Raw genomic sequence first — 22,506 nt, 5'->3', positions numbered from 1 at the left:
TTCGGCATGGGCCGAATAAGGTTGCGCCGGTTTCGACCGGAGCGGAATGCCCTTCGTTTCGCTTCACCCATCGTATTCACAAAAGATCCCGCCGGAAGACCATGGCGCGACCATCGCCACGCGGCCGTCTGCTTCGGGATGATGCTTCAGGAGAGAGCCATGCTGCGTTTCGGAATTCTGTCGACGGCGAAGATCGGCCGCGATGTGGTGGTGCCCGCCATCCAGGATGCGGAAAACTGCGTCGTGACGGCCATTGCCAGCCGTGATCTTGCCCGTGCCCGCCAAATGGCGGACCGTTTCTCGGTGCCGCATGCCTTCGGCTCCTACGAGGAGATGCTCGCCTCCGACACGATCGACGCCGTCTATATTCCCTTGCCGACATCGCAGCACGTCGAATGGTCGATCAAGGCGGCCGATGCCGGCAAGCATGTGCTCTGCGAAAAGCCGATTGCGCTCAAGGCGGGTGAAATCGACAGCCTGATCGCGGCCCGAGATCGCAACAAGGTCGTGGTGACGGAAGCCTATATGCTGACCTATACGCCGCTTTGGCGGAAGGTTCGCACGCTGCTGGCCGATGGCGCCATCGGCCGCCTGCGCCATGTCCAGGGCGCCTTTACCTACTTCAACCGCGATGCTGGCAACATGCGCAATATTCCGGCGCTTGGCGGCGGCGGCCTGCCCGATATCGGCGTCTATCCGACCATCGGCACCCGTTTCGTCACCGGCCGCGAACCCCTGCGCATCCAGGCGGTGACCGAGCGTGATCCGGAATTCGGCACCGACATCTATTCCAGCGTCAAGGCCGATTTCGGCGACTTCGAGCTCAGCTTCTACGTCTCGACGCAGATGGCCAACCGGCAGGTCATGGTCTTCCACGGCACCGAAGGCTTCATCGAGGTGAAGTCGCCCTTCAATGCCGACAGGTATGGCGCCGAAGAGCTGGAGCTGACCAATCGCAATCATCTGGAATCGCAGGTTTTCCGCTTCCCGGACAGCCGTCAATACAGGCGTGAGGCCGAAGCCTTTGCCTCGGCGGCATTGGGCCACAGCGCGGAGGTGGTGTCGCTGGAAAGCTCGAAGCTCAACCAGAAGGTCATCGACGCCATCTACCGCGCCAGCGAGAAGGATGGTTGGGAGCCGGTCTGATCGGCTCCCCTGTTCCTTTGCGCAGTTCCGGACTGAAAGCCGCCGCGTACTGCCCGTGGAATTGTCTCAAGGATTTTGCCGGTGGCGGAAGACGAAGCGCGAATAGCCGAAGAAGCTGAACGCCGTCGCCGCCCCCGAGGCAAGCGTCAGGGCGATGATCGGCCGTAGCCCCGGCTCGGCCACGAGCAGCGAACTGAACAGGGCGTAGTTCAGGATAGCCGATGTCAGCCCGACCGAGCCATAGCGGAAGCCTTCGGCCGCCAGCGATCGATCGGATCGGCCGAAGGTGAAGTTGCGATTGATGAACCAGGTTGTCATCAGGGCGGTCGGTATCGAGATGGCCCGGCCGATGAAGGGGCCGAGAGGAGTGAACCACAGCAACAGATGCAATACGCCCGCGTCGACCAGGAAGCCGATGGTGCCGGCGATCAGGAAGCGAAACAGCTTCTTCATGCAGCCTTTGCCCTTTTCTTCCGGCTTGCGGGTTTCTCGAGTTCCGTCATGTAGACCGTCCTGTCGTCGCCATCCTCACGCGAACGTGGCTTGGCGAGATTCATATAGTGGATGCGCAGCTGTTCCGCGCGGGCGCGGGCAACCGAATCGAGGATCAAGCCGGCGGTGAACAGCATGAAGGCAACCATCATCAGCGCCACGGACAGGACCCAGGTCGGCATACGCGTTACCAACCCGGTTTCGAAATACTCGAAAAGAACGGGAATGCCAAATCCGATGCAGAGCTCCAGCGAGATCACGCTCAAAATGCCGAAGAAAGCGAAAGGCCGCGTCTCCTTCATCAGCATCGCGAACATCCAGAGGATTTTCCAGCCGTCGCGGAAGGTGGAAAGCTTCGAATGCGAGCCTTCCGGCCGGCGACCATAATCGAGTTCCAGCTCGCTGACGGGCAGTTTCAGCCGGGAGGCGTGAACCGACATTTCCGTCTCGATCTCGAAGCCGCCGGATACTGCGGGAAAGCTCTTGACGAAGCGACGCGAGAAGCAGCGGTAGCCCGAAAAGATATCGGTGAAATCGGGGCCGAAAATCGAGCGGTAGAGCAAATTGAAGATGCGGTTGCCGAAGGCATGGCCTTGGCGGCCTGCATCGTTGCGAACGTTGCGGCGGGTGCCGACGACCATGTCGGAGCCTTCCGTCAGCAGCGTGCGGATCAGCTCTTCCCCGTCTTCGGGCGCGTAGGTGCCGTCGCCGTCGGCCATCAGGTAGATATCGGCCTCGATATCCGCAAACATGCGGCGCACCACATGTCCCTTGCCCTGCCGGCGCTCACGCACCACGGTCGCGCCTGCGAGCATGGCATGCAGAGCGGTGCCGTCGGTGGAGTTGTTGTCGTAGACATAGATGGCTGCCTGCGGCAGGGCCTTCCGGAAACCGCGCACGACCTCTCCGATCGTCGCGGCTTCGTTGTAGCAGGGCAGGAGGACGGCGATGTTCAGCTTCTCATTCCACATGGTCTTGGCCGGTTGCTACACGTTAATTTAGGTTGAAGCCTGATGGAGGATCCGGACGAAAGCTTATCCCGTTGGCTGTTAATAAGACCCTATGGCTGCGCAATAAAAATGGCGGGATCTGGTCTTCAAGGAAAACATTATCGTGATGAAATCAGCTTCGGGCATGGGCTTTACTGTTTTTTGATGGGCAGGCGATAGCGTACCGCCTCGACTATCCTTCCAAGACGAGGTTTATCGAGATGGCGCAGACGCTGGCATTGCCGCCCGAGGCAGCCGGAACGGCAGAAAAGAAGGCGCCTCTGCGCTGGTCGCATCCGGCTCTGGTCGCGCTTGCCTACGCCGTCGTCATTATCGTCGCGCAGCTCGTCATTCACCGTAATCCCGCCGATTATGTCGGCCCGGACAATGATGATGCCATGCGCCTTGTCGAAGTGCGCGATTTCCTCGCCGGCCAGGGCTGGTTCGACATGATGCAATACCGCCTCGGCCTTGAAGGCGGGACGCTGATGCATTGGTCGCGCTTCATCGATTTGCCGATCGCAAGCCTCATTCTGTTCTTCCGGATGTTTCTTTCGCCCGAAGGCGCGGAAGCGGCGGCTCTGACCGTCTGGCCGCTGATGCTCATCCTGCCGCCGATTTTCTTCATGGGCCTCGCGGGTCGCCGCATCGCCGGCGTGGAGAGCATGCATTTTTCGATGATCCTGACGGCATTCTTCGTGCTGCTTTCGCCGCGTTTCGTGCCAGGCTCCATCGATCATGACAATGTTCAGCTCGGCCTCGTCGCTCTTACCGTGGCCATGCTGGTCGATCGGGATTATCGGCCGCGTAGCTTCGCGATCGCGGCCGTCGCCCTGGCAATCCAGCTTGGCATCGGTGCGGAGACGACGCCCTTCGTCGCCGTCGCCTGCATGTCGGTCGCTTGTTTATGGGCCTGGAAAGGCGAAATTTTCGCGCCGGCCGCAAAGGCCTTCGCCTTGACGTTGACGATTGCTGTCAGCGCCGCCTTCTTTTCGCTGGTGCCGCCGCGCTTCTATTCGATGGTGACCTGCGACAATCTCTCTCTCGGCTTCTACGGCATTACCAGCGCGGGCTGTGTCGGGCTCCTATTGTCGTCCATTTTTGCCAGCCGCCTCTCCCGGCCCTGGCGCATTGCCGTTCTCGCCGCCAATGGCGCTTTCGTGTTCGCGACGACCGTCGCGCTCGCGCCGCAATGCCTGCGCAATCCGCTTGCCGATCTCGACCCCATGCTGGTGGATCTCTGGCTGAGCAGAGTGACCGAGGCGCAGTCCATCTTTTCGATTGCCCGCACCCAACCCGATACGCTCGGCGTCTTCTATGCGACCGGGCTTGTGGCGATGATCTTTTGCGGATACCGCATTTTGCGCGGCGATCGCGGCGATCTCTTCGCAGTCCTCATGGCAATGGTCGCGATCAACTGGGTGATTACGCTCGTACAGATTCGCGGCGCGGAATTCGCCAACCTGCTCGCCATTCCATCCCTGGCTCTCGTGATTGCCGGTTTACGGCGGACATACATGGCGGACACGAAAAATCTGCGTTCGGCCCTACTGTACGTCGTCACGATACTGATTTCGACCCCGCTCGTATGGGCTGTCGGCGGCGCAGTTGTCAGCAAGGGGCTCAACAACAGCTTTACCGTCGCGACGCCCGTCAAGGCGGAGGAGAGTGCCGATTGCGCCTCGAAGACGGCGCTTGCGCCGATCGCCAGCCTGGAGCCCGGGGTGGTCGCATCGGCGTCCAACATGGGCTCGCCGCTGCTGCGCTTCACGCCTCATCGTGTTCTGTCCGGACCTTACCATCGCGATCAGGCCGGAATGCTCGCAGAGCTGCATATCGCGCTTGCGGAGCCGCAGCAGGCGGAAACGCTGCTGCGCGAGGCGAAGGTGACGCTTCTTGCTTTCTGCAAGGGTGATCCGCAGGTGGAACTGCTGGCCGGGCGCTCTCCCAAGGGTCTTTATGCCCAGCTCGGTGCCGGGCACGTGCCGGCCTATCTGGAGCCGATCCCCGCTCCGGCCGGCTCTGCCGTTCGCTTCTTTCGCTTCAAGTCGCAGGATTGAGCTAGGCCAGCTCCAGGAAAAGTCCGCAACGTTTTTCCGTCGGGAATTGTGTGGAGGCAAGGAGCTGGAGCAGTTCAGAGAGTCCTTGGAAAGCTGAACCGTTCTAGGCGCGGCGGCCGTGCTCCATCAGGTCAGCGGTGATGAGATAGCCGATGAAGCCGAGGTTATAGCCGCCGAGCGCGATGAACAGCGTCGTCAGCGGCGGCGGAACGATCGACATCGCGACGGCCGCCATGAAGGCGATGCTCACCAGAGCCACGCCAAGCAACGCGCCGATGGTCGTGCGCTGCAGGCCGGCTGCAATTCCGATGATCGTGGCGGTCGCGAATATCATCGCTCCATATCCTCTTTACCAAGAATCAGTTTGCACAGGTTTACGCATGGATGGCTAAAAAAGGCTTTGCCAGCAGGGTTAACGCTTGATGAAGCAATAAGCTCCGCATTCTTTATGGGACATGCAAAGACGGCGGCGGTCCCTCAAATATGCGCTCAATCACGTCCTTCGATCGATTCAGACTTAAGGCGTATGCACTAGGCTCCGCATTTTCCCCGACATCCGCTAGAAAGAGGATATGAGCAGCTTTTTTGAGAATGATTCGCCCTCGAACCTGACGGAATATTCCGTCTCGGAATTGTCCGGATCGATCAAGCGCACCGTCGAGAATGCGTTCGATCAGGTGCGCGTGCGTGGGGAAATCTCCGGCTATCGCGGGCCGCATTCGTCGGGGCATGCCTATTTCTCGCTGAAGGATGACCGCTCCCGTATCGACGCGGTCATCTGGAAAGGCAGCTTTTCCAAGCTGAAATTCCGCCCCGAAGAGGGCATGGAGGTTATCGCGACCGGCAAGGTGACGACCTTCCCGGGCTCGTCGAAATATCAGATCGTCATCGAGAGCCTGGAGCCGGCGGGCGCCGGCGCCCTGATGGCGCTGTTGGAGGAACGCAAGCGCAAGCTTGGCGCCGAAGGTCTCTTCGATCCCGAGCGCAAGCGCCGGCTGCCCTTCATGCCGAAAGTGATCGGCGTCGTGACCTCGCCGACCGGCGCCGTCATCCGTGATATCCTGCACCGCATCTCCGATCGTTTCCCCGTCCATGTACTGGTCTGGCCGGTGAAGGTGCAGGGCGACGGCTCCGGCGACGAGGTGGCGAACGCCATTCGCGGCTTCAACGAGTTTGAGCCCGGCGGCCCGATCCCGAGGCCTGACGTGCTGATCGTCGCCCGTGGCGGCGGTAGCCTCGAAGATCTCTGGAGTTTCAACGACGAAGCCGTCGTCCGTGCTGCTGCCGCGAGCGATATCCCGCTGATCTCGGCCGTGGGCCACGAGACCGATTGGACCTTGATCGATTACGCGGCCGACGTGCGCGCTCCAACACCGACGGGTGCGGCCGAAATGGCCGTGCCTGTGAAGGCGGAGCTTGAGGCACAGCTCGCAAGCCTTGCCGCCCGGCTGCAGGGCGGAGTGGGCAGGCAGATGGATCAGCGGCGGCAGGCGGTGCGCGCGCTGCTGCGCGCCCTGCCGTCTCTCGACCAGATCCTGGCCCTGCCGCGCCGCCGCTTCGATGAGGCAGCCGCCGGCCTCGGCCGTGGCTTGGAGCTGAACACGCTGAACAAGCGCCGCTCCTTCGAGCGCGCGGCCTCGCAGCTGCGGCCGGACATCCTGTCGAACCGGATCGCCGAGCGCCGCCAGCAGTTGAGTGAGCGGATGACCCGTGCGGAGCGCACCATCGAGCGCATGCTCGACCGCTCGCGTGCCCGCATCGAACGGGCCGATGCCGTCTTCGCCACGCTGCCTTCGCGCCTCGAAGCGCAAACGGGTCGGGCCCGCGATCGCCTGGGCAATTTCGTCCGTCAGGCCGATACGGCGATCCGCCATCAGCTGACCCGTGCGCGTAGCGAGCTGGTGGCGCAGGAGCGTATCCTGCAGTCGCTTTCCTACAAGAACGTCCTGAAGCGCGGCTATGCCGTCGTGCGTGACGAGGACGACCGCCCGGTTTCGCTCGCCGCAGCACTTTCGACGGGTGCGGCCATCTCGATCGAATTCGCGGATGGCCGCATCGGTGCAGTCACGGGCGATGATGGCAACGTGCCGCCTTCGTCCACGCCGGCATCAGGCGCATCGCCTTCGAAGAAGCGCGCCGTCAAGCCGGCGGAGACTGCTGCCCCACCGAAACAGGGAAGTCTCTTCTGATGCGCATCCTGCTGGTGCTGGCCCATCCTCTGGAAGATAGCTTCGCCGCCGCCGTAGCGAAGTTGGCACGAGAAACGCTGGTTGCCGGCGGCCATGAGGTCGATCTGCTCGATCTCTATCGCGAAGGCTTCGATCCCCGACTTTCGCAGGCCGAGCGGGGCGGCTATTTCGATCAGCCCTATGATACGTCGGGCGTCGACGATATCGTCGCGCGGCTTCGAGCGGCCGAAGGGTTGATCCTGGTCTTTCCGCAATGGTGGTTCAATTTTCCGGCCATTCTCAAGGGCTTCTTCGATCGCGCCTTTGCGCCCGGCGTCGCCTTCACCCATGATCCCACGGGCGGGCGCATCGTGCCGAAGCTCACCAATATCCGTCTGTTCTGGGCGCTGACCACAACCGGCTCGCCTTGGTGGATCGTGCATCTCTACATGGGCAATCCGGTGCGGCGTCTGCTGAAACGCGGTATTGCCGCCTTCTGCGCCAAGCGGCTGAATTTCCGCATGCTGGCGCTTCACGACATGGATCGCGTCACCGATGCTGGGCGGAAGGCGCATCTTGATCGTGTCAGGAAAGCGCTCGCGAATATCCGATAGGGCTTCGGGACACATCCTTCTAATGGCCAATGGATGGGCGTCATGGCGGTCATCTTGATTCCGCACTCCAGATCTGAGAAACTTTGAGGGTCTGAAACAGGTTAGGTTGGTGCGGTTGGCCCAACCCCCGCTTTGTGCGGGTCCTTCCACTACTTCGGTAGCGGCCCAAGACCTTGAACGGCTCGCAATCTCGCGAGGCGAATGAAAGGACTTGGTTATGCAACAGCAGATTTCCGTCATCACCATCGGTGTTCTTGATCTCGATCGGTCCAAACGCTTCTATACGGAGGGGTTTGGCTGGACACCCGTCTTCGAGAATGAGGAGATCGTCTTCTATCAGATGAACGGCTTCGTTCTCGGCACCTTCAAGCTCTCGTCGCTGGAGCAGGATATGGACCGAGCAGGCCTGAAATCGCCCGGCGCCTTTTCGCTGGCGCATAATGTTGCGACCCGTGAGGATGTCGACACCGTCATGGATCAGCTGTTGCTGGCAGGCGGGAGCATGCTTCGCAAGGCCGATGCGCCGCCGCATGGCGGCTTCCGCGGCTATGTGGCCGATCCGGACGATCACGCCTGGGAAATCGCCTGGAATCCCTTCTGGCCGATCGATGAAAACGGCCTGGTGACGTTCGGCATCTGAATGCAAGAAAGCGGGCTCATGGCCCGCTTTCCCTTCTCTAAGACTGCCGCGATCTACGGCTTAAGCCCACTCGCCCTTGCGCATGACGGGCACGCGCGAGCCATCGGCATTGATACCGTCGATGTCCACCTTGTCGGAGCCGATCATCCAGTCGATGTGGATCAGGCTGGAATTGCCGCCCTGCGCCTTGATCTGCTCCTGGCTGAGCTTGGCTCCATCGATGAAGCACTTGGAATAGCACTGGCCGAGCGCGATGTGGCAGGAGGCATTTTCATCGAAGAGCGTGTTGTAGAACAGGATGCCGCTCGCCGAAATCGGTGAGGAATGCGGCACCAACGCCACTTCGCCAAGCCGGCGGGCGCCTTCGTCGGTGTCGAGCACCTTGTTCAGCACTTCCTCGCCGCGCGTCGCCTTTGCCTCGATGATCCGGCCGCCTTCGAAGCGCACCTGGATATTGTCGATCAGCGTGCCCTGATGCGACAGCGGCTTCGTCGATGAGACATGGCCTTCGACGCGTAGCGCATGCGGCGTGGTGAAGACCTCTTCCGTCGGAATGTTCGGGTTGCAGGTGATGCCGTTCTTGGCGGTAGAGGCGCCGCCATGCCATTCATGACCATCTGCAAGCCCGACAGTCAGATCGGTGCCCGGTCCCTGGAAATGCAAGGCGGCGAAGCGCTTGCCATTCATCCAGGCCGAACGCTTGTGCAGATTGGCATTGTGCTCTGCCCAGGCCGCGATCGGATCTTCGACATCGACGCGCGACGCGGAAAAGATCGCCTTGGCGAGCTTGGCAACGGCGATCGGTTCCGGATCGTTCGGGAAGACCAGCTTTGCCCAGGAGGGGTTCGGATAGGAGACGATGTTCCAGTTGGTGTCGAAGTTGGAGATTTTTTCGAGCGCCGGCTTGTAGGCGGCCGAATTGGCGCGGTTGGCGCGCGCAACCTTGTTCGGGTCCTGGTTGGACAGGAGCATCGGGTTGTCGCCGGCAATGGCGAGGCGTGCAGTGTTGTTGGAGAAGGCCTTGGCCATGCCCTCATAGAGCCAGTTGGCCGCACGGTCGAAGCTCGCATCATGGCCGTATTCATAGCGGGCGAGTGTCGCTTCCTCATCTGAATAGAAGGTGGAGACGAGACCGGCGCCGGCCTTGTAGGCCTCGCGCGTGATCAGCCGCACCAGTGGCATCGCCGCAACCGGCGCCGTCATCAGCAGGTCCTGGCCGGCTTGCAGCTGCAAACCGACCTTTACGGCCACTTCCGCAAGCTTTTCCAGCTTGGCGTGATCGACGGGATGATGGTTGGGGGAGGCTGATGTCATGGCAAAACCTGCTTGGCTGATATCGAAGATAGTCTGAAGACTTAGACCGCTTTGCGGCGAAATTGAAGGCGCTTTGTCCGATCGCGAAGATCGTCAGGCAATCAGCGGCGCCGCTTTGGCCTTGAGCGCCGTCAAGGCATCCCGTGGGCTGAGGCGCACCTGCAGCCCGCGCTGACCGCCGTTGATATAGACATAGGCCTCGGTCATCGCCTGCGCCTCGATCGCCGTCGGCACGATCTTCTTCTGTCCGAAGGGACTGATGCCGCCAACATGATATCCCGTCAAACGCTCGGCATCGACGGGCTTCATCATGGCAGCTGATTTGCCGCCGAAGGCCGCAGCGAGCTTCTTCATGCTGACTTCGTGGTCTGAGGGCACGACGACACAGACCGGCTTGCCGTCCACCTCCGCCATCAGCGTCTTCAGGACGCGATGCGGCTCCTCGCCAAGGGCTTCCGCCGCCTGCAGGCCGACACGCTCCGCATTCGGATCGTAGTCATAGGCATGCACAGTGAAGGCGACTTTCGCCTGGGTCAGCACTTGCGTCGCGCGGGTGGTTTTGGACATGGACTTATCCCTAGGCTGCCTTGCCGAATGCAGCCGCATAAATATCGGGCTTGAATCCGATGAGCAATTTGCCGTCCGCTTCCAGCACCGGGCGCTTGATCATCGAGGGCAGGGCCAGCATCAGTGCAATGGCCTTGTCCTTCGAAAGATCGGCTTTGTCCGCTTCCGGCAGGGCCTTGAAGGTGGTGCCGGCGCGGTTGAGTACCACTTCCCAGCCGGCTTCCTTCGTCCAGCGTTCGAGATGATCCCGGTCGATGCCGACGGCCTTGTAATCGTGGAAATCATAGGCGACGCCATGGCCTTCGAGCCATGTGCGAGCCTTCTTCATCGTGTCGCAGTTCTTGATGCCGTAAATGGTGATCGTCATGTCGAATCCGTCTCTTGCAATTCGATAGGGCATAACATGCGAATGAAGCGCGGCGAAAGGCGGCCTGAAAGCAAAGCGGTTCGCCTGCCGTTGCGATCGCAGCCGATTTCCCTGTAAATATGTATCATGCATACTTATGGCGTGGATGGAGCACGATGGCGGACAAGGAAATGCTGCGGTTGGAAAACCTCTTCGGCGCCATGAGCCTCGCTTTGGTGGACAAGATGGAGAAGGCCTTCGCCGATGAGACCGGCCTTGGCCCAAGCGCGATTGCCGCCATCGTTCAGATCGGCACCGAACCCGGCCTGACGATCGAGACGTTGCGCCGGATGATCGCTCTTTCCCATTCCGCCACAGTGCGCCTTGTCGACCAGCTAGTGGCATCCGGTCTCGTGTTGCGCGCTGGCGGCGTCGAGGGAGACAAGCGCGCTCGCTCGTTGCAACTGACGGAACGTGGGCGGGAACTTTTCGAGCGCAGCCTCGCCGCGCGCAGGTCCGTCATTCATCGAGCTTTCGCGGTGTTGGGTCCTGAAGAGACGGAGCAATTCGGCCAGCTCATCGAAAAACTGCTGCCGGCATTGGTCGATCTCGGCGACGATCAGGACGTCGTCTGTCGCGTTTGCGATCAGGGCGCCTGTGATCAGGAGCGCTGCCCCATTGCCTTTATGGCGTAGTGGCTCGCCGCGCTTGACATTTTCTCAATTTATATGCACACTGCATACATATATATGATGGCGCCAACGCTGACGTCATCGATGCTTTGAACATTGCCTGCATCGGCTCGATCGGAGGCATGATTGTCATGAGATATCGTCTAATTCTTGCCTGGCTAAGGGGTTTTGCGCGTGCGGTTCTTGTTGGAGCGCAGCGCCATCTTCGTGACTTCGGCACGCTCCTTCGCGAGGCGGCGGCGATCGCCTTTACCCTGCGCTGCAGGATGATCGATCGCCGTTAGAGAGATCAGTCCTCAAGCGTGCCCGGCTTGCGGGCGACGGAGCTTGGCTCGTCGGAGCCGATCTTCATCAAATCGCCGCGCCGGCGCACGAGCCGGTCCGAGACGCGGGTGACGATGAGGCCCGCTTGCGGTGCGCGAACCTCGATAGTTCCGTCGGGCATGCCCGGCCTGGTGATGATGGTCGCCAGTAGATCGCCCTCTTCGACACGCTCGCCGATATTGCGATGGAAGAGCACCGTGCCAGCCTGCGGAGCGCGGATCATCTCGACGTTGTCGAGCGGCACGGCCGGCCCAGCGAATGCGCCGAGTGTGACGCTATCGTCTTGAACAGCGCCGCGTGCCGTCAGGAAACGCCAAAACCCCGCTGCGTCTTGCTTCGCCATGTCGGGATAGACATCGCGCGCGCCCCGTAGTTCGACCGTCACCGAAAGCTTGCCCGGCAGCCTTGCCTTCTTCTCGCCCGGCACCTCGTATTTCCAGGCGAAGCTGACGGCTTCTTCGAAGGCCGAGCTTTCGCCATCGGAAAGCAGCACGGCATCCATCTCAAGTGCTGCGGCAAGATCGGCGGCCTCGGGCCAGAAGGCATCATCGATATAAGCATATTGCAGGGATTCATCGTCGCAATGGAGGTCGATCACCAGATCGGCACCAAGCGCCATATGGATCAGCTGTCGCTTCAGCCGGTCGACAGCGGGGTAGCGTTCCAGACCTTCGATGAGAAGATCGCGGTCGCGCGCCGAAATCAGCGGGAAATCGCGGTTGAAATTGGTGCGGGAGCCGAGATCGAAACGGCCCTGCATCTCGCCGAAATGCGATTGCGCCGCGCCGATCGGATTGGCGTGCGGCACCACGATGATATCGCTGAGGATCGCACCTTCCGCTTCGGCCTGCCGCAGCCGCTCGCACAGGAAATGAACGAGCGCCGTGCCCGGCAGCTCACCGGCATGCAATGCCGCCTGGATGTAGATCTTCGGGGCATCGGCCTTGCTACCGGCAAAATGCAGCACCGGCAGCCGCCAGGCGATCCCGGGAGTGTCGCCCTCGATGACGATTTCGGTGACGTTCATGGGCGAGCCTCCTGCTGATAACAATCGGAGACCCATATCAAGCCTTGGCTGCAGGCCGCAACCATTTGTCGCCTGACGACAACATGCGAATTGCGAAGAGCAGCCTAAACGGCGTCTAGCGGCTGCGATTCCTGCGCAGGCAGAAGCTCAGGATAAGGCTGAGCAATACCGCACCGACACCGAAAGAAAACGGTGCAGCATAGCCGAGGTGATCGGCAAACAGGCCGGCGATCGGGCCGGTCGAGCCAAGCGACACGTCGAGAAATATCGAATAGAGCCCGAGCGCGACGCCACGGTTTTGCGGCGGGATGCGCTCCATGGCTTCGTTGCCGAGTGCCGGGAAGACGGGCGCAAAGCCGGCGCCGGCCAGGGCCGCGCCGATGATGGCAACTGTCGGGGAGGGCGCAAAGGCTAGTGCTGCCAGACCGATAATCTCGACAACGAGCGAAATGCGCACCAGCGGCAGGCCACCGAAGCGGGCGACTGCCTGCGCAAGACCCAGGCGCACGCCCATGAAGGCAAGGCCGAAAGCACTCAGGGCGAACGAGGCGCCGTCCCAGCCGCGGCTATGGAAAAACAGAGCGACGAAGGCCATGACCACGCCGAAGCCGCTGGAGGCAAGGGCCAGCGCGATACCGAAGGGCGCGACGCGACTCAGCACCTGGCCGGTGCCGATGCCCTTTTCCTTCACGCCGGGCACGGGTGGGCGCGTTTGCGCCAGCATGAAGCCGGCAACCGCAAGGATGATGGTGACGACGCCGATGGCGAAGAAGCCGTATTGCCCCTGCAGCCAGGCGCCGAAGGGAGCGGCAAGCGCGATGCCGCCGTAGGTGGCGATGCCGTTCCAGGAGATGATGCGCACGGTCTCTCGCGATCCCATCAGGCCGATCGCCCAGGTGATTGCCGCTGTGCTCACCCAGCTCTCGCCGATACCGAGCGCCAGCCGCCCTGCAAGCAGGAGAGCAAGACTTGCTGCGGGGACCTGGATCGTAAACGTGGAGGCGATCGTCAGGGCGCCTGACAGACCATAGGCAAGGAAGCCAAGAAAGACCGAGCGGCGCGGCCCGTATTGATCGCAGAGCCGACCGACATGGGCGCGGCTGACGATCGTTGCCACATATTGCACGCTGACGGCGATACCCGCCCAGACGACGCCGAAGCCGAGGCCGCTGTCGACATAGGTCGGCAGTACCGCAAGCGGCAGGCCGATGGCGAGGTAGCCGAAGAATGTCAGCGCGACAATTGAGATGAGGGACAGGGTCGAAGTGGACCGGAGGGTCTCAGAGGCAGTGTTCACGGGATATCGCCTGCGGGCACCGGCAGCGGTGTCCATGCTGTTGGCCACGAAAGATCGGGGTTGCTCGTATCGGGTAGCGATGGCGGCGGCGGCCAAAGGCCGTGCGTCGCCTCTAAAAGAGGTATCAGGGAATAGCGGGCGAGGTCAACGAATTGCTGCCTTGCAGCAAAAGTCATTGACGGGATGAATTGAGTGTGCGTCGGCGGAAATTGCGGCTCGCGGCAGCGGAGCCCGCTGCCAGGCTCCGCTTCAGATGCCTTACATCGTTAGGATAACGCTGGCGGTCGTCCGGCCGGCCTCAAGGTCGGCATGGGCCTGGGCTGCATCCTTGAGCGCATATTCGGCGCCGATCGGGTTGACCAGCCCTGCCTGCAGCGCCGCCATCAGCGCCGTGGTGCCTTGACGGTAGAGCTCGGGGTCGTTGGCGTAGGTCAGCACGCTCGGGCGCGACAGGCCGATCGCGCGCGGCGCGGTCAGTTCCTCGATCTGGATCGGCGGAATGGGGCCTGCTGCCTGACCGAGGCTTGCGACCATGCCGAAAGGGCGCACGGCGGCAAGCGTCTGCGACAGCATGTTGCCGCCAATTCCGTCGATGGCGAGGTGGACGCCACGGCGATCGGCGATGCGGCGGGCTTCCTCCACCCAATCCTCGGATGTGTGCAGGAGAACCACGTCCGCGCCGGCCTCGTAGGCAAATCCGGCCTTGGCTTCGGAGCCGACCGTGGCGATGACATTCGCACCAATCCGCTTGGCAAGCCGTGTGACGAGCTGGCCGAGACCGCCCGCGCCGGCATGCACCAGCACCCATTCGCCTGCCTTCAAGGGGTAGACCTTTTGCAGCACCATCTGGGCCGTCAGCCCGCGCAGCATCGTGCTTCCGGCAACCCGTTCGCTGACGCCCTCGGGCAATTTCACCAGACGCGCGGCCGATAATGTACGCACCTCCGCATAGCTGCCGAGCGGATGGCCGATATAGGCAACGCGATCGCCAACCTTCAGTCCCCCGACTTCGGGGCCGATTGCTTCGATGACGCCGGCGCCTTCGAAGCCGAGCACGCTCTGGCCGGGCGGCAGCGGATAAAGCCCGGAGCGAACATAGATATCGACGAAATTCACACCGGAAATGCTCTGGCGGATGCGGGCCTGGCCGGGGCCGGGGTCGATGGCCGGCAGCTCCACGGCCTTCATGGCCTCTGGTCCGCCGGGGCCGGTAATGGCAATCGCTAGTGGCATTGAGAAGTCTCCTTTCAGGAGATCTTTGACCATAAACGCCGGCTTGAATAAATTCGGTATGAACTCACCATATCTGTGCAATAATGCACAGATGATCGATTGGCAGGACCTTCTTCACTTTGCCGCGCTCGCCCGAACCGGTTCGCTGTCCGCGGCCGCGCGGGAGCTCGGCGTCGATCACGCAACGGTCGGCAGGCGCATTGCCTCGCTGGAACGCTCGCTCGATTTGCGCCTCATCGACAGGCGGCCGCGTACCTCACCGCTGACGGCGGACGGCCGCGCGATTGCCGAACTGGTGGGGCGCATCGATGAAAATGTCGAGGCGATCAGACGCTATTCGAAAAGCGCCGTCGCCGGGCTCTCCGCCGCAGTCAAGATCAGCGCGCCGCCATCGATCGCCGTTCATCTTCTCGCTCCGAAGGCGGCTCTGTTTCGCATCGACCATCCCGATATCACCTTGACCGTCGCCGGCGTCTCGCGTCGGGCCGCGGTCGATCATGGCGAGACGGATATCGCTGTGAGAACGACGCGGCCGGAGGAGAGCGATCTGCTGGTCCGGCGCATTGGCGTGATGCGCTTCGGTCTCTACGCCGTCCCGTCCATCGCTGAGATGCCGGAGGAAGACTGGGTCTTCATCGGCTATGATGCAGCCCTTGAACATCTGACGCGCGAGACCTGGCTGCGCAGTCTGCTGGCCGGCCGGCCGATCGTATTCCGCGCCGCCGATATATTCGGGCAGCTGGAAGCCGCGCGGGCGGGTATCGGCGTCCTCGTGCTTCCGACCTTCCTCGGGGATAGAGAGCCTGCCTTGACGCGCCTTCCGGCTGCGGTGCCGCCGCCGACGCGGGATCTTTGGCTGATGACCTATCCGGATCTGCGTCGCTCGCCGGCCGTCCGCGCCGTCATGGATTTCGTCTGCGATGTCATCGCGCAAAGCTGCCCTATCCGGGACGACGTGGGCACGGTGGCGTAAGGCAATTCCCCGGTCACATTTTCTTGTTGCAGCCCGGCGGCGAATCTCTATCCATAAATGGATGGGCCACACTTACGGTCGGTGATCGATGACGAAGCTGAGCAGTTGGTTCGTGGTGGACAGGGCGGATCTGGTCGCGGGCATATCTGTTGCCGGGCTGATGCTGCCGGAAGCGGTCGCTTACGCCGGCATTGCCGGGCTGCCGCCGCACCGGGCGATCCTTGCCGGCATTGCCGGATGCCTCGTCTATGCCATCTTCGGCCGCAGCCGTTTCGCCATCGTCTCCCCTACATCTTCTTCGGCCGCCATTCTCGCCGCGACCTTGGCCGTGGTGCCGGGCGACGCCACGATCAAGGCCGGTCTTGCGACGGTTGCCGTGGCGCTCGCCGGCATTCTCTTCGTTGTTGCCGGCGCATTGCGTCTCGGCGGCATTACCGGCTTCATCTCGCGGCCGGTGCTGCGCGGTTTCGCGCTGGGGTTGGCCATCACCATCATCCTGCATCAGTTGCCGATCCTTGTCGGCGTCAATGCGCAGGGCTCGAACATCCTGACCTATGCGGCATCTCTGTTCGGTGCGGTTCTCCAATGGAATCCGATCAGCGTTGCCGTCGGCATCGTTGCGCTGGCGGCATTGTTGCTGCTGAAGCGATTGCCGGGCATCCCCGGCGCATTCCTGGTGCTTGTCGCCGGGATTTTTGCCTCCTACCTGTTCGGCCTGCAGGGCCACGGCGTCAAGCTGGTCGGCCCCATCGAGATCCTGCCGCAATGGCCGTCGCTGCCGGATGCCGACTGGACCGCCTATTCGCGGCTCGTGCAGTTCACCGTGCCGCTCGTCCTCATCCTCTTTGCCGAGTCCTGGGGCACTATGCGGGCCCTGGCGCTGCGCTATGGCGAGACGCTGGAGGTCAATCGCGAGCTTGGCGCGCTGGGTGCGGCCAATATCGCCAGCGCCGTGGTGCAGGGCATGCCGGTCGGCGCGGGCTTTTCCGCCGGCTTTGCCAGCGAAGCAGCTGGTGCGAAGACACGGGCGACCACCGTTTTCGCCGCCATCGGCCTTGCGATCCTGATCGCCTGTGCCGGGTCGCTTGTGGCGCTGCTGCCGGAGCCGGTGCTGGCCGCCGTCGTCATCGCAGCGCTGACCCATGCGCTCGATCCGAGTCCGATCCTTCGCCTGCGCCGTCTCCACCGCGATTTCTATGTGGCGCTCGGGGCTGCCATCGGCGTACTGGCTTTCGGCGTGCTCAACGGTATGTTGCTGGCGATCGCGCTCTCGCTTGCCGCCATGATGCATCGTCTGGCCTCGCCCTATGTCGCCCGCCTCGGGCGGCTTGGTGACAGCCACAATTTCGTTGATGTCAGCCGCCACGGCGATGCGTCGGAGATGCCGGGCATTGCCATCTGGCGTCCCGGCGAAACCCTGTTCTTCGGCAATGCAGATACGATCTTCGGCGAGATAATGTCGGGCAGCCGTGGCGAAGTCGGGCTGCAGGCGATCATCCTCAGCCTGGAAGAGAGCTCGGATATCGACAGCACGGCCATGGACGCCTTGATGGAGTTCGACAGCGCCATGCAGCGGGCCGGTCTCCACGTCCAGTTTGCACGCGTGCATGACCGCGTTCGCGATCTTATGACCGTCGCCGGCGTTGCCGATGTCGGCAGCCGCTGCAGCTTCAGCGTCGATGATGCCGTGACGGCGGTGATGGCGGATGACAATAAGCCGAAGGTTTGAGCGGCCTGCTCAGTCGCGCAAGATCCAATAGCCAAGGTGCTCGTGGGTTGCTTCACCCTGCAGGCTGTTGATGAGCACGAAGTCTCTCGCTGTCCAGCTCACCGGTTTCTCAAGCCTGATGTCCGGAACGCTTTGCCCCCGATAGAGCAGCGTCATATGCGGCTCAACCGGCCTTTCCTTTGGCGGCGCAATGCCCGTGAGCCGCATGGCATCGACCAGTTCCCGATAGATCGCCTTCAGTTCGGCGTTGCCGTTCCTGTTCCAAAGGACGAGCGGGCGATTGTCGCCATTGCCGAAGCTGACGACCTCATCGAAAACCACGGGACAGGATGGCTTCCTGACCCGCGACGCAGCCTCCATCGCCGCAAATGCCGTCTCCTCCGGCAAGTTGCGAAACGAACCGATCGCATAGAGCGTCACATGGAGAAGGTCGGCTCTTCGCGGCTTCGCGAAGGAACGGTACTGCCGATGGAAGTTGCCCGCGAGTTCATGGCTCCGGGCGGCACTTTCCTCGTCGGGAAGGACCGCAAAATATAGTTCGCTGAATGGCCCGTGATCGGCCGGAGGGAGTATCCGGCTGCGCGGGCCGCCGTTCAGATAGAGCGAGAGCTGCCCATTATGTTGCCTCTTATTCCTCATGGGATTGCCTCAAAGCCCAGCGCCTTGCCTCCTCCTTGTTCGACCGCGGATTCATAGGATACAGCAGTTGCTAATTCAAGAACAAAATGAGAACATATGGCGGATTGATGGAGCGTCTCATTTAAACAGCGATCGAATAAAGGGGCAGCCTGATGTGTTCATTCAAGGTCCGGGTCTTCGCGCCCATCCTCGTCAACGGGAATAGCAGCCATGTTTTCCAGATCAGCCCTTGTCGCCATTGTTCTCGCTCTCATCGGCCTTGGCATCGCTTCTTGCTCCACCTCGGGCGAGCGCAACTCCGGTGGCGGCATGACGCAGAATGCTCCTCCGGCCGGCGGCGGATATTGATATCAACTCGCTCGGCGGTACCGGCACGGTTCCGGCGGCGTCAAAACGGTTGTCAAATCCCGTTCTTCGCAAGAAACGGGTTGAATTCGCTGCTTCCGAGGACGATTTTCATGGCAAGTGGAAACACGGGAGCTTCGTCATGAATGAGACAAGGCAGAATTATCTGATCTTCGAGACCGCCGGTGGCTTCTGCGGCATCGCCTGGAGCGACGCCGGCGTTCTGCGCTTTCAATTGCCGACAAAGGACGCAGGCGCGACCGAGCGCCTGCTTCTGCGCCGCTTGCCGTCTGCGCAGCCCGGCGCGCCGACGCCGGAGGTCGCGGAAGTCGTCGCCCGGGTGAAGCGTTACTTCGCAGGCGAGGCGATCGACTTTTCCGACGTGACGCTCGACCTCGGCGAGCAGGATGCCTTCTTCAAGCAGATCTACGATGCCGCCCGACAGGTCGGCTGGGGCCACACGACAACCTACGGAACATTGGCAAAGCAGCTTGGCGCCGGGCCGGAAGCCGCCCGCGATGTCGGGCAGGCCATGGCTAGGAATCCCGTGGCGCTGATCATCCCCTGCCACCGCGTTCTGGCGGCGGGCGGCAAGATCGGTGGTTTTTCGGCGCCCGGTGGCTCGAATTCCAAGGCCCGGATGCTGGAGCTGGAAGGCGTCCAGCTGGCGCCGCCGAAGCCGGTGCAGCAGTCGCTGGCGTTTTAAAGCGTCTCCAGGAAAGCTGCGCAGCGGTTTTCCGCGCGAAATGCGTCAAGAAACAAGAGGATAGAGTGGTTTCGCGATTCGAAGAAAAGCGGAACTGCTCCAGGCAATGAAGCAGGGCGGGAGGCTTCGGCCGCTCGCCCTATTTTTCCGGTGCGTGACGGGCGCGGGAAAACAGCAGCGTCGCCTTGTCGTTCAGGCGCATCGGCTTCGGATCGCAATAGCCCGCTTTTTCGGCAACACGGATCGAGGCTGCATTATCGGGAGAGATCAGGCAGACGCTGCGGTCAAATCGCGGCTGCCTGTCGAGCCAGGTGACGGCGGCTGCCAGCGCTTCCGTGGCAAAGCCCTTGCCGTGCGCCCACGCGGCCAACGCCCAGCCGGCTTCGGGAATGCCCCGGATCGGCGGCTCCATGTTCCGATGAAAGTCCGCAAAGCCGAGATCGCCGATATAGCGGGCGGATGATTTCTCGCGGACTGCCCAGTAGCCATGGCCGAGCAGCGGCCAGAGTCCACGATAGGATAGCATCCGCATCCACGACTCTCTCGAGGTGGAGACGACATCGCCGAAAATATGCTTGACGACCAGGGGATCGCTCCACATGCCGGCGAGCGGCTCGAAGTCATCGAGCCCATGCCCCGTCAGGACAAGCCGTTCGGTTTCCAGTCGCGGCGGAGAAAGCGTCGGTTCCATGAAGATAGACCTTCGATCTAGTTTTGAGGGCTTTGCTGCAGGCGCTGCGCGAGTGCATCGATATCAGGCAGGAACCAGACCTCGCGCCCCTTATTGGATTCATAGACGAAATCGCGCAGGGCATTGCTGCCCGCGACCCATTGCGAGATATCGCCGAGAATGACGAGTTGGGCGCGGTAATTGACGAATTTCTGGATGATTGCACCGGCGATGCGGGTCGAGAGCTGAAAGAATTCCGCGTTCAGGCGTGAGATCGGAACGACGACGAACCTCGCTTCAGCATCCCATGCCGCGCTGATCCAGTCGTTCACGTCCCCTTCGCCCGCCAGAATTGGACCGCTCTCATCACCGATGACGAGCTTGTGGCCGGAGATGTCTTGGACCTTATACATGTTGTTCGACTTTGCTTGCTGTTGGGAGGTGAGATTTTGCTATCATTCCGTGCAATCGGTGCGCGACGCCATATCAAATGGGGCATTGCAATCCTAGAGCCGTCGCATATCTCCGCCGGGTTCCGCCGAGGTCGGAAGCCCCTTGCCGGAGAGCCGCAGGACTGAGGCGACAAGCTTTTCGGGGTCGGTGCCGGCATCGAACTGACCGTCGATCATCAGCAGTGCCAGACCATGGGTCAAGGACCAGAGAAACAGTGCCGCCGTATCGACCTCGTCGGCCTGCATGCGTTTCGACAGGCCCGATTTGATAACCTCATATGCGGCCAGGCGCAGGGTGCGTATTCCGTCATGGCCAGCAAAGGCGGTATGGAAGCCTTCGCCGAACATCAGCCGATAAAGCCCCGGATTTTGGCGGGCAAAGGCAACATAGGCCATGCCTGCAGGCGCCAACTGCCCCTTGGCGTTGCTGGGCGCAGCCTGCAGGCTGTCGGCCAATTCGGCGAAGCCACGTTCGGCCAGCGCCACGGCAATCTCGTCCAGCCCGGAAAAATGATGATAAGCGGCCGGTGCGGAAACGCCGACGCGACGCGCGATTTCACGAATGCTGAGCGCGGTCGGCCCGCCCTCTTCGAGCAGGCCGCGGCCCGCCTCGAGCAAGGCATTGCGCAGATCGCCATGATGGTAGCGCGCCGGCGAGTTGGCCTCATTCCCGTTCAATCGATCGTCTCCAATCTTTACGACGTTAAGATTATCGGCTAATTCTTCCCCGGCTGCAATCCTGCCGTTACGGAGTTCCGGCGATGACCCATGTTCCAGCCTATGTCTATATACTGTTTCTGCTGCTGTTATGGATGGGCATCTCGCGATGCCTGCCGCGCACGATCCGCGTCGAGCGTCTCGCGATCATGCCGCTCCTGATGGCCATATTGGGCGCACGCGGTTTCGATGGGCTGTTCTCGCAGCCGAGCCTGCTCGATGTGCTTTTCGCGGCCCTGGGACTCGGCATCGGCATGGCGGTCGGCTGGCGTCATGTCAGCGGCTGGAAAATTGCAGTCGACAAGACGAAGGGGTCGCTATCGCTGCCAGGCGATATCATGATGCTTGTCATCATTCTCGCGACCTTCGCCTTCGAATTCCTGCTGCATGCCGCAGCCGCAACCCACGCCGCTTGGTTTTCCGCCCCTTTTGTCCCGCCGCTTGCCGCCGCTATCTGGGCCGGCTTCATCGGCATGTCGCTTGGCCGCAATCTGCATCTGCTTTCCCGCTATATGACCATCCCCGAGCAACCAGCCGATCAAGTGGGATAGGATGCTTCCCGGCGGGCTGCGGTCCCTGTCAATCTCGGACAGCGGCAACTCGCTGCGCGCATCGTCAAAACGGCGGCCGAGCCTGCGACTTATTCGCGTTTATTGGTCCAATCGGCAGGCGCGTGGACGAGGCTGCCGGCCAGTTCGCTGGAGATATGTGTGTTTTGCACCTTTACAGGTCTCTGCTTTCGATTTAAGTGTATTTTGCACATAATTGAAAGAGAACGCCATGCCCATGCCTTCCAGAATTCTTGTCATCGTCGGCAGCGTCAGGCCGAACCGCATATGTCCCGTCGTAGCCGAATGGGTGACGTCGGTCGGCCGCGAAATCCTGCCGGCCGAATTCGAGATCGTCGATCTCCGCGACTGGCCCTTGCCGATGGACGGAGAGCCGAGCATACCCGCGACCGGCGATTATCGCGCCGATCTCACCAAGGCATGGAGCGCCAAGATCGCCAGCGGCGATGCCTTCGTCTTCGTCAGCCCGCAATATAACTGGGGCTATCCGGCCGTATTGAAGAACGCGCTGGATCATCTCTATCGGGAATGGGCAGGTAAGCCGGCGATGATCGTCACCTATGGCGGCCATGGCGGCAACAAATGCGCCGCTCAGCTTCATCAGGTGCTGACCGGATTGAAGATGAAGCCGGTCGAAACCATGCCGGGCTTCACCCTGTCGCGCACGCGCATCGAGGCGAATGTCGGTGAAGTCGATCCAGCGACGGAATTTGCCGAGGGACGGCCGGCGCTCGAACAGGCTTTTGCGGAAATGGGGCGCGGTTGAGGGCGCATGGCCCGTTGCATCAATCTCTGCA

Annotated in this window: 26 protein-coding genes; 13 read left to right on the top strand and 13 right to left on the bottom strand. The window is 61.7% G+C overall.

The features are described from left to right. Positions 1-159: 159 nt before the first annotated feature. A complete protein-coding gene (locus tag BJ928_RS06490) occupies positions 160-1,146 on the top strand; it encodes a Gfo/Idh/MocA family oxidoreductase (protein ID WP_047628622.1) in 987 nt (328 codons plus the stop codon). 66 nt (positions 1,147-1,212) lie between these two features. Here BJ928_RS06490 and BJ928_RS06485 read toward each other — a convergent pair whose 3' ends face one another. Together BJ928_RS06485 and BJ928_RS06480 are read right to left on the bottom strand one after the other, a co-directional pair. After that, on the bottom strand, positions 1,213-1,599 hold the full coding sequence (locus tag BJ928_RS06485) for a GtrA family protein (RefSeq protein WP_047628620.1): 387 nt from the start codon (positions 1,597-1,599) through the stop codon (positions 1,213-1,215). After that, the gene (locus BJ928_RS06480; RefSeq protein WP_047628618.1) at positions 1,596-2,609 is read right to left on the bottom strand and encodes a glycosyltransferase; all 1,014 of its coding nucleotides are present in this window, start codon (positions 2,607-2,609) and stop codon (positions 1,596-1,598) included. Before BJ928_RS06480 ends, BJ928_RS06485 begins: the two co-directional genes overlap by 4 nt. A 239-nt stretch (positions 2,610-2,848) precedes the next feature. Between BJ928_RS06480 and BJ928_RS06475 the strand changes: the two genes are divergently transcribed. After that, entirely contained in the window at positions 2,849-4,687 is a 1,839-nt protein-coding gene (locus BJ928_RS06475; RefSeq protein ID WP_047628616.1) for a hypothetical protein, read from the top strand. 103 nt (positions 4,688-4,790) lie between these two features. Here the strand turns inward: BJ928_RS06475 and BJ928_RS06470 are convergent, their stop codons facing one another. Beyond that, positions 4,791-5,021: a hypothetical protein gene (locus BJ928_RS06470; protein ID WP_047628614.1), complete on the bottom strand. Its 231-nt coding sequence runs from the start codon at positions 5,019-5,021 to the stop codon at positions 4,791-4,793. Between the two features lie 238 nt (positions 5,022-5,259). Here BJ928_RS06470 and xseA point away from each other — a divergent pair, with 238 nt between their 5' ends. From xseA to BJ928_RS06455, 3 genes are all read left to right on the top strand, one after another. Further along, positions 5,260-6,876 (top strand): exodeoxyribonuclease VII large subunit, encoded by a 1,617-nt coding sequence (xseA, locus tag BJ928_RS06465; RefSeq protein ID WP_047628612.1) that lies wholly within the window; start codon positions 5,260-5,262, stop codon positions 6,874-6,876. Then, the gene (locus tag BJ928_RS06460) at positions 6,876-7,469 is read left to right on the top strand and encodes an NAD(P)H-dependent oxidoreductase (protein WP_047628611.1); all 594 of its coding nucleotides are present in this window, start codon (positions 6,876-6,878) and stop codon (positions 7,467-7,469) included. Before xseA ends, BJ928_RS06460 begins: the two co-directional genes overlap by 1 nt. Positions 7,470-7,686: 217 nt before the next feature. Further along, positions 7,687-8,109 carry a VOC family protein gene (locus BJ928_RS06455; RefSeq protein ID WP_047628609.1) on the top strand — a complete coding sequence of 141 codons (423 nt, stop codon included), beginning with the start codon at positions 7,687-7,689 and terminating at the stop codon, positions 8,107-8,109. Between the two features lie 60 nt (positions 8,110-8,169). Here BJ928_RS06455 and BJ928_RS06450 read toward each other — a convergent pair whose 3' ends face one another. From BJ928_RS06450 to BJ928_RS06440, 3 genes are all read right to left on the bottom strand, one after another. Continuing rightward, positions 8,170-9,423 carry an aminopeptidase gene (locus BJ928_RS06450; protein ID WP_047628608.1) on the bottom strand — a complete coding sequence of 418 codons (1,254 nt, stop codon included), beginning with the start codon at positions 9,421-9,423 and terminating at the stop codon, positions 8,170-8,172. A 93-nt stretch (positions 9,424-9,516) separates the two neighbouring features. Beyond that, entirely contained in the window at positions 9,517-9,990 is a 474-nt protein-coding gene (ybaK, locus tag BJ928_RS06445) for a Cys-tRNA(Pro) deacylase (RefSeq protein WP_047628606.1), read from the bottom strand. Positions 9,991-10,000: 10 nt separating this feature from the next. Further along, positions 10,001-10,357 (bottom strand): ArsC family reductase, encoded by a 357-nt coding sequence (locus BJ928_RS06440; protein ID WP_047628840.1) that lies wholly within the window; start codon positions 10,355-10,357, stop codon positions 10,001-10,003. Between the two features lie 155 nt (positions 10,358-10,512). Between BJ928_RS06440 and BJ928_RS06435 the strand changes: the two genes are divergently transcribed. Next, on the top strand, positions 10,513-11,031 hold the full coding sequence (locus BJ928_RS06435) for a MarR family transcriptional regulator (protein ID WP_047628604.1): 519 nt from the start codon (positions 10,513-10,515) through the stop codon (positions 11,029-11,031). A 128-nt stretch (positions 11,032-11,159) separates the two neighbouring features. Beyond that, complete coding sequence (locus BJ928_RS38745) at positions 11,160-11,312, top strand: hypothetical protein (RefSeq protein ID WP_156151432.1); 153 nt, start codon at positions 11,160-11,162, stop codon at positions 11,310-11,312. A gap of 5 nt (positions 11,313-11,317) precedes the next feature. On the opposite strand, the gene BJ928_RS06425 is transcribed toward BJ928_RS38745, so the two are convergent. From BJ928_RS06425 to BJ928_RS06415, 3 genes are all read right to left on the bottom strand, one after another. Continuing rightward, positions 11,318-12,379: a succinylglutamate desuccinylase/aspartoacylase family protein gene (locus tag BJ928_RS06425; RefSeq protein WP_047628602.1), complete on the bottom strand. Its 1,062-nt coding sequence runs from the start codon at positions 12,377-12,379 to the stop codon at positions 11,318-11,320. Between the two features lie 115 nt (positions 12,380-12,494). Beyond that, positions 12,495-13,676, bottom strand: a complete 1,182-nt coding sequence (locus BJ928_RS06420; protein ID WP_047628839.1) for an MFS transporter — start codon at positions 13,674-13,676, stop codon at positions 12,495-12,497. Positions 13,677-13,934: 258 nt separating this feature from the next. Further along, positions 13,935-14,909 carry a quinone oxidoreductase gene (locus tag BJ928_RS06415; RefSeq protein WP_047628601.1) on the bottom strand — a complete coding sequence of 325 codons (975 nt, stop codon included), beginning with the start codon at positions 14,907-14,909 and terminating at the stop codon, positions 13,935-13,937. Positions 14,910-15,000: 91 nt separating this feature from the next. On the opposite strand from BJ928_RS06415, the gene BJ928_RS06410 reads away from it, so the two are divergent. Then, positions 15,001-15,882 (top strand): LysR family transcriptional regulator, encoded by an 882-nt coding sequence (locus BJ928_RS06410; protein WP_047628599.1) that lies wholly within the window; start codon positions 15,001-15,003, stop codon positions 15,880-15,882. A gap of 88 nt (positions 15,883-15,970) precedes the next feature. After that, positions 15,971-17,611 (top strand): SulP family inorganic anion transporter, encoded by a 1,641-nt coding sequence (locus BJ928_RS06405; RefSeq protein ID WP_082011762.1) that lies wholly within the window; start codon positions 15,971-15,973, stop codon positions 17,609-17,611. A gap of 9 nt (positions 17,612-17,620) precedes the next feature. Here BJ928_RS06405 and BJ928_RS06400 read toward each other — a convergent pair whose 3' ends face one another. Then, positions 17,621-18,250, bottom strand: a complete 630-nt coding sequence (locus BJ928_RS06400; protein WP_047628596.1) for a 2'-5' RNA ligase family protein — start codon at positions 18,248-18,250, stop codon at positions 17,621-17,623. Positions 18,251-18,460: 210 nt separating this feature from the next. Here BJ928_RS06400 and BJ928_RS38740 point away from each other — a divergent pair, with 210 nt between their 5' ends. After that, positions 18,461-18,598: a hypothetical protein gene (locus tag BJ928_RS38740; protein ID WP_156151431.1), complete on the top strand. Its 138-nt coding sequence runs from the start codon at positions 18,461-18,463 to the stop codon at positions 18,596-18,598. A gap of 139 nt (positions 18,599-18,737) precedes the next feature. After that, the gene (locus BJ928_RS06395; protein ID WP_047628837.1) at positions 18,738-19,301 is read left to right on the top strand and encodes a methylated-DNA--[protein]-cysteine S-methyltransferase; all 564 of its coding nucleotides are present in this window, start codon (positions 18,738-18,740) and stop codon (positions 19,299-19,301) included. 139 nt (positions 19,302-19,440) lie between these two features. Here the strand turns inward: BJ928_RS06395 and BJ928_RS06390 are convergent, their stop codons facing one another. The 3 genes from BJ928_RS06390 to BJ928_RS06380 form a co-directional block, all read right to left on the bottom strand. Beyond that, positions 19,441-19,992: a GNAT family N-acetyltransferase gene (locus BJ928_RS06390; RefSeq protein ID WP_047628592.1), complete on the bottom strand. Its 552-nt coding sequence runs from the start codon at positions 19,990-19,992 to the stop codon at positions 19,441-19,443. A 17-nt stretch (positions 19,993-20,009) separates the two neighbouring features. Continuing rightward, positions 20,010-20,384, bottom strand: a complete 375-nt coding sequence (locus tag BJ928_RS06385; RefSeq protein ID WP_047628590.1) for a DUF4180 domain-containing protein — start codon at positions 20,382-20,384, stop codon at positions 20,010-20,012. A gap of 93 nt (positions 20,385-20,477) precedes the next feature. Continuing rightward, on the bottom strand, positions 20,478-21,101 hold the full coding sequence (locus BJ928_RS06380; RefSeq protein WP_047628586.1) for a TetR/AcrR family transcriptional regulator: 624 nt from the start codon (positions 21,099-21,101) through the stop codon (positions 20,478-20,480). Between the two features lie 41 nt (positions 21,102-21,142). Here BJ928_RS06380 and BJ928_RS06375 point away from each other — a divergent pair, with 41 nt between their 5' ends. Together BJ928_RS06375 and BJ928_RS06370 are read left to right on the top strand one after the other, a co-directional pair. Next, complete coding sequence (locus BJ928_RS06375) at positions 21,143-21,691, top strand: DUF6622 family protein (protein ID WP_348628201.1); 549 nt, start codon at positions 21,143-21,145, stop codon at positions 21,689-21,691. 229 nt (positions 21,692-21,920) lie between these two features. Continuing rightward, positions 21,921-22,475 carry an NAD(P)H-dependent oxidoreductase gene (locus BJ928_RS06370; RefSeq protein WP_047628584.1) on the top strand — a complete coding sequence of 185 codons (555 nt, stop codon included), beginning with the start codon at positions 21,921-21,923 and terminating at the stop codon, positions 22,473-22,475. The last annotated feature ends 31 nt before the right edge of the window (positions 22,476-22,506 follow it).

This window comes from Rhizobium sp. WW_1 (assembly GCF_003610155.1).
In the GTDB taxonomy this organism is placed as follows: domain Bacteria; phylum Pseudomonadota; class Alphaproteobacteria; order Rhizobiales; family Rhizobiaceae; genus Rhizobium; species Rhizobium tropici_A.
The sequence above is the reverse complement of the archived record's forward strand: the minus strand, read 5'-3'. Positions and strand labels throughout refer to the sequence as shown.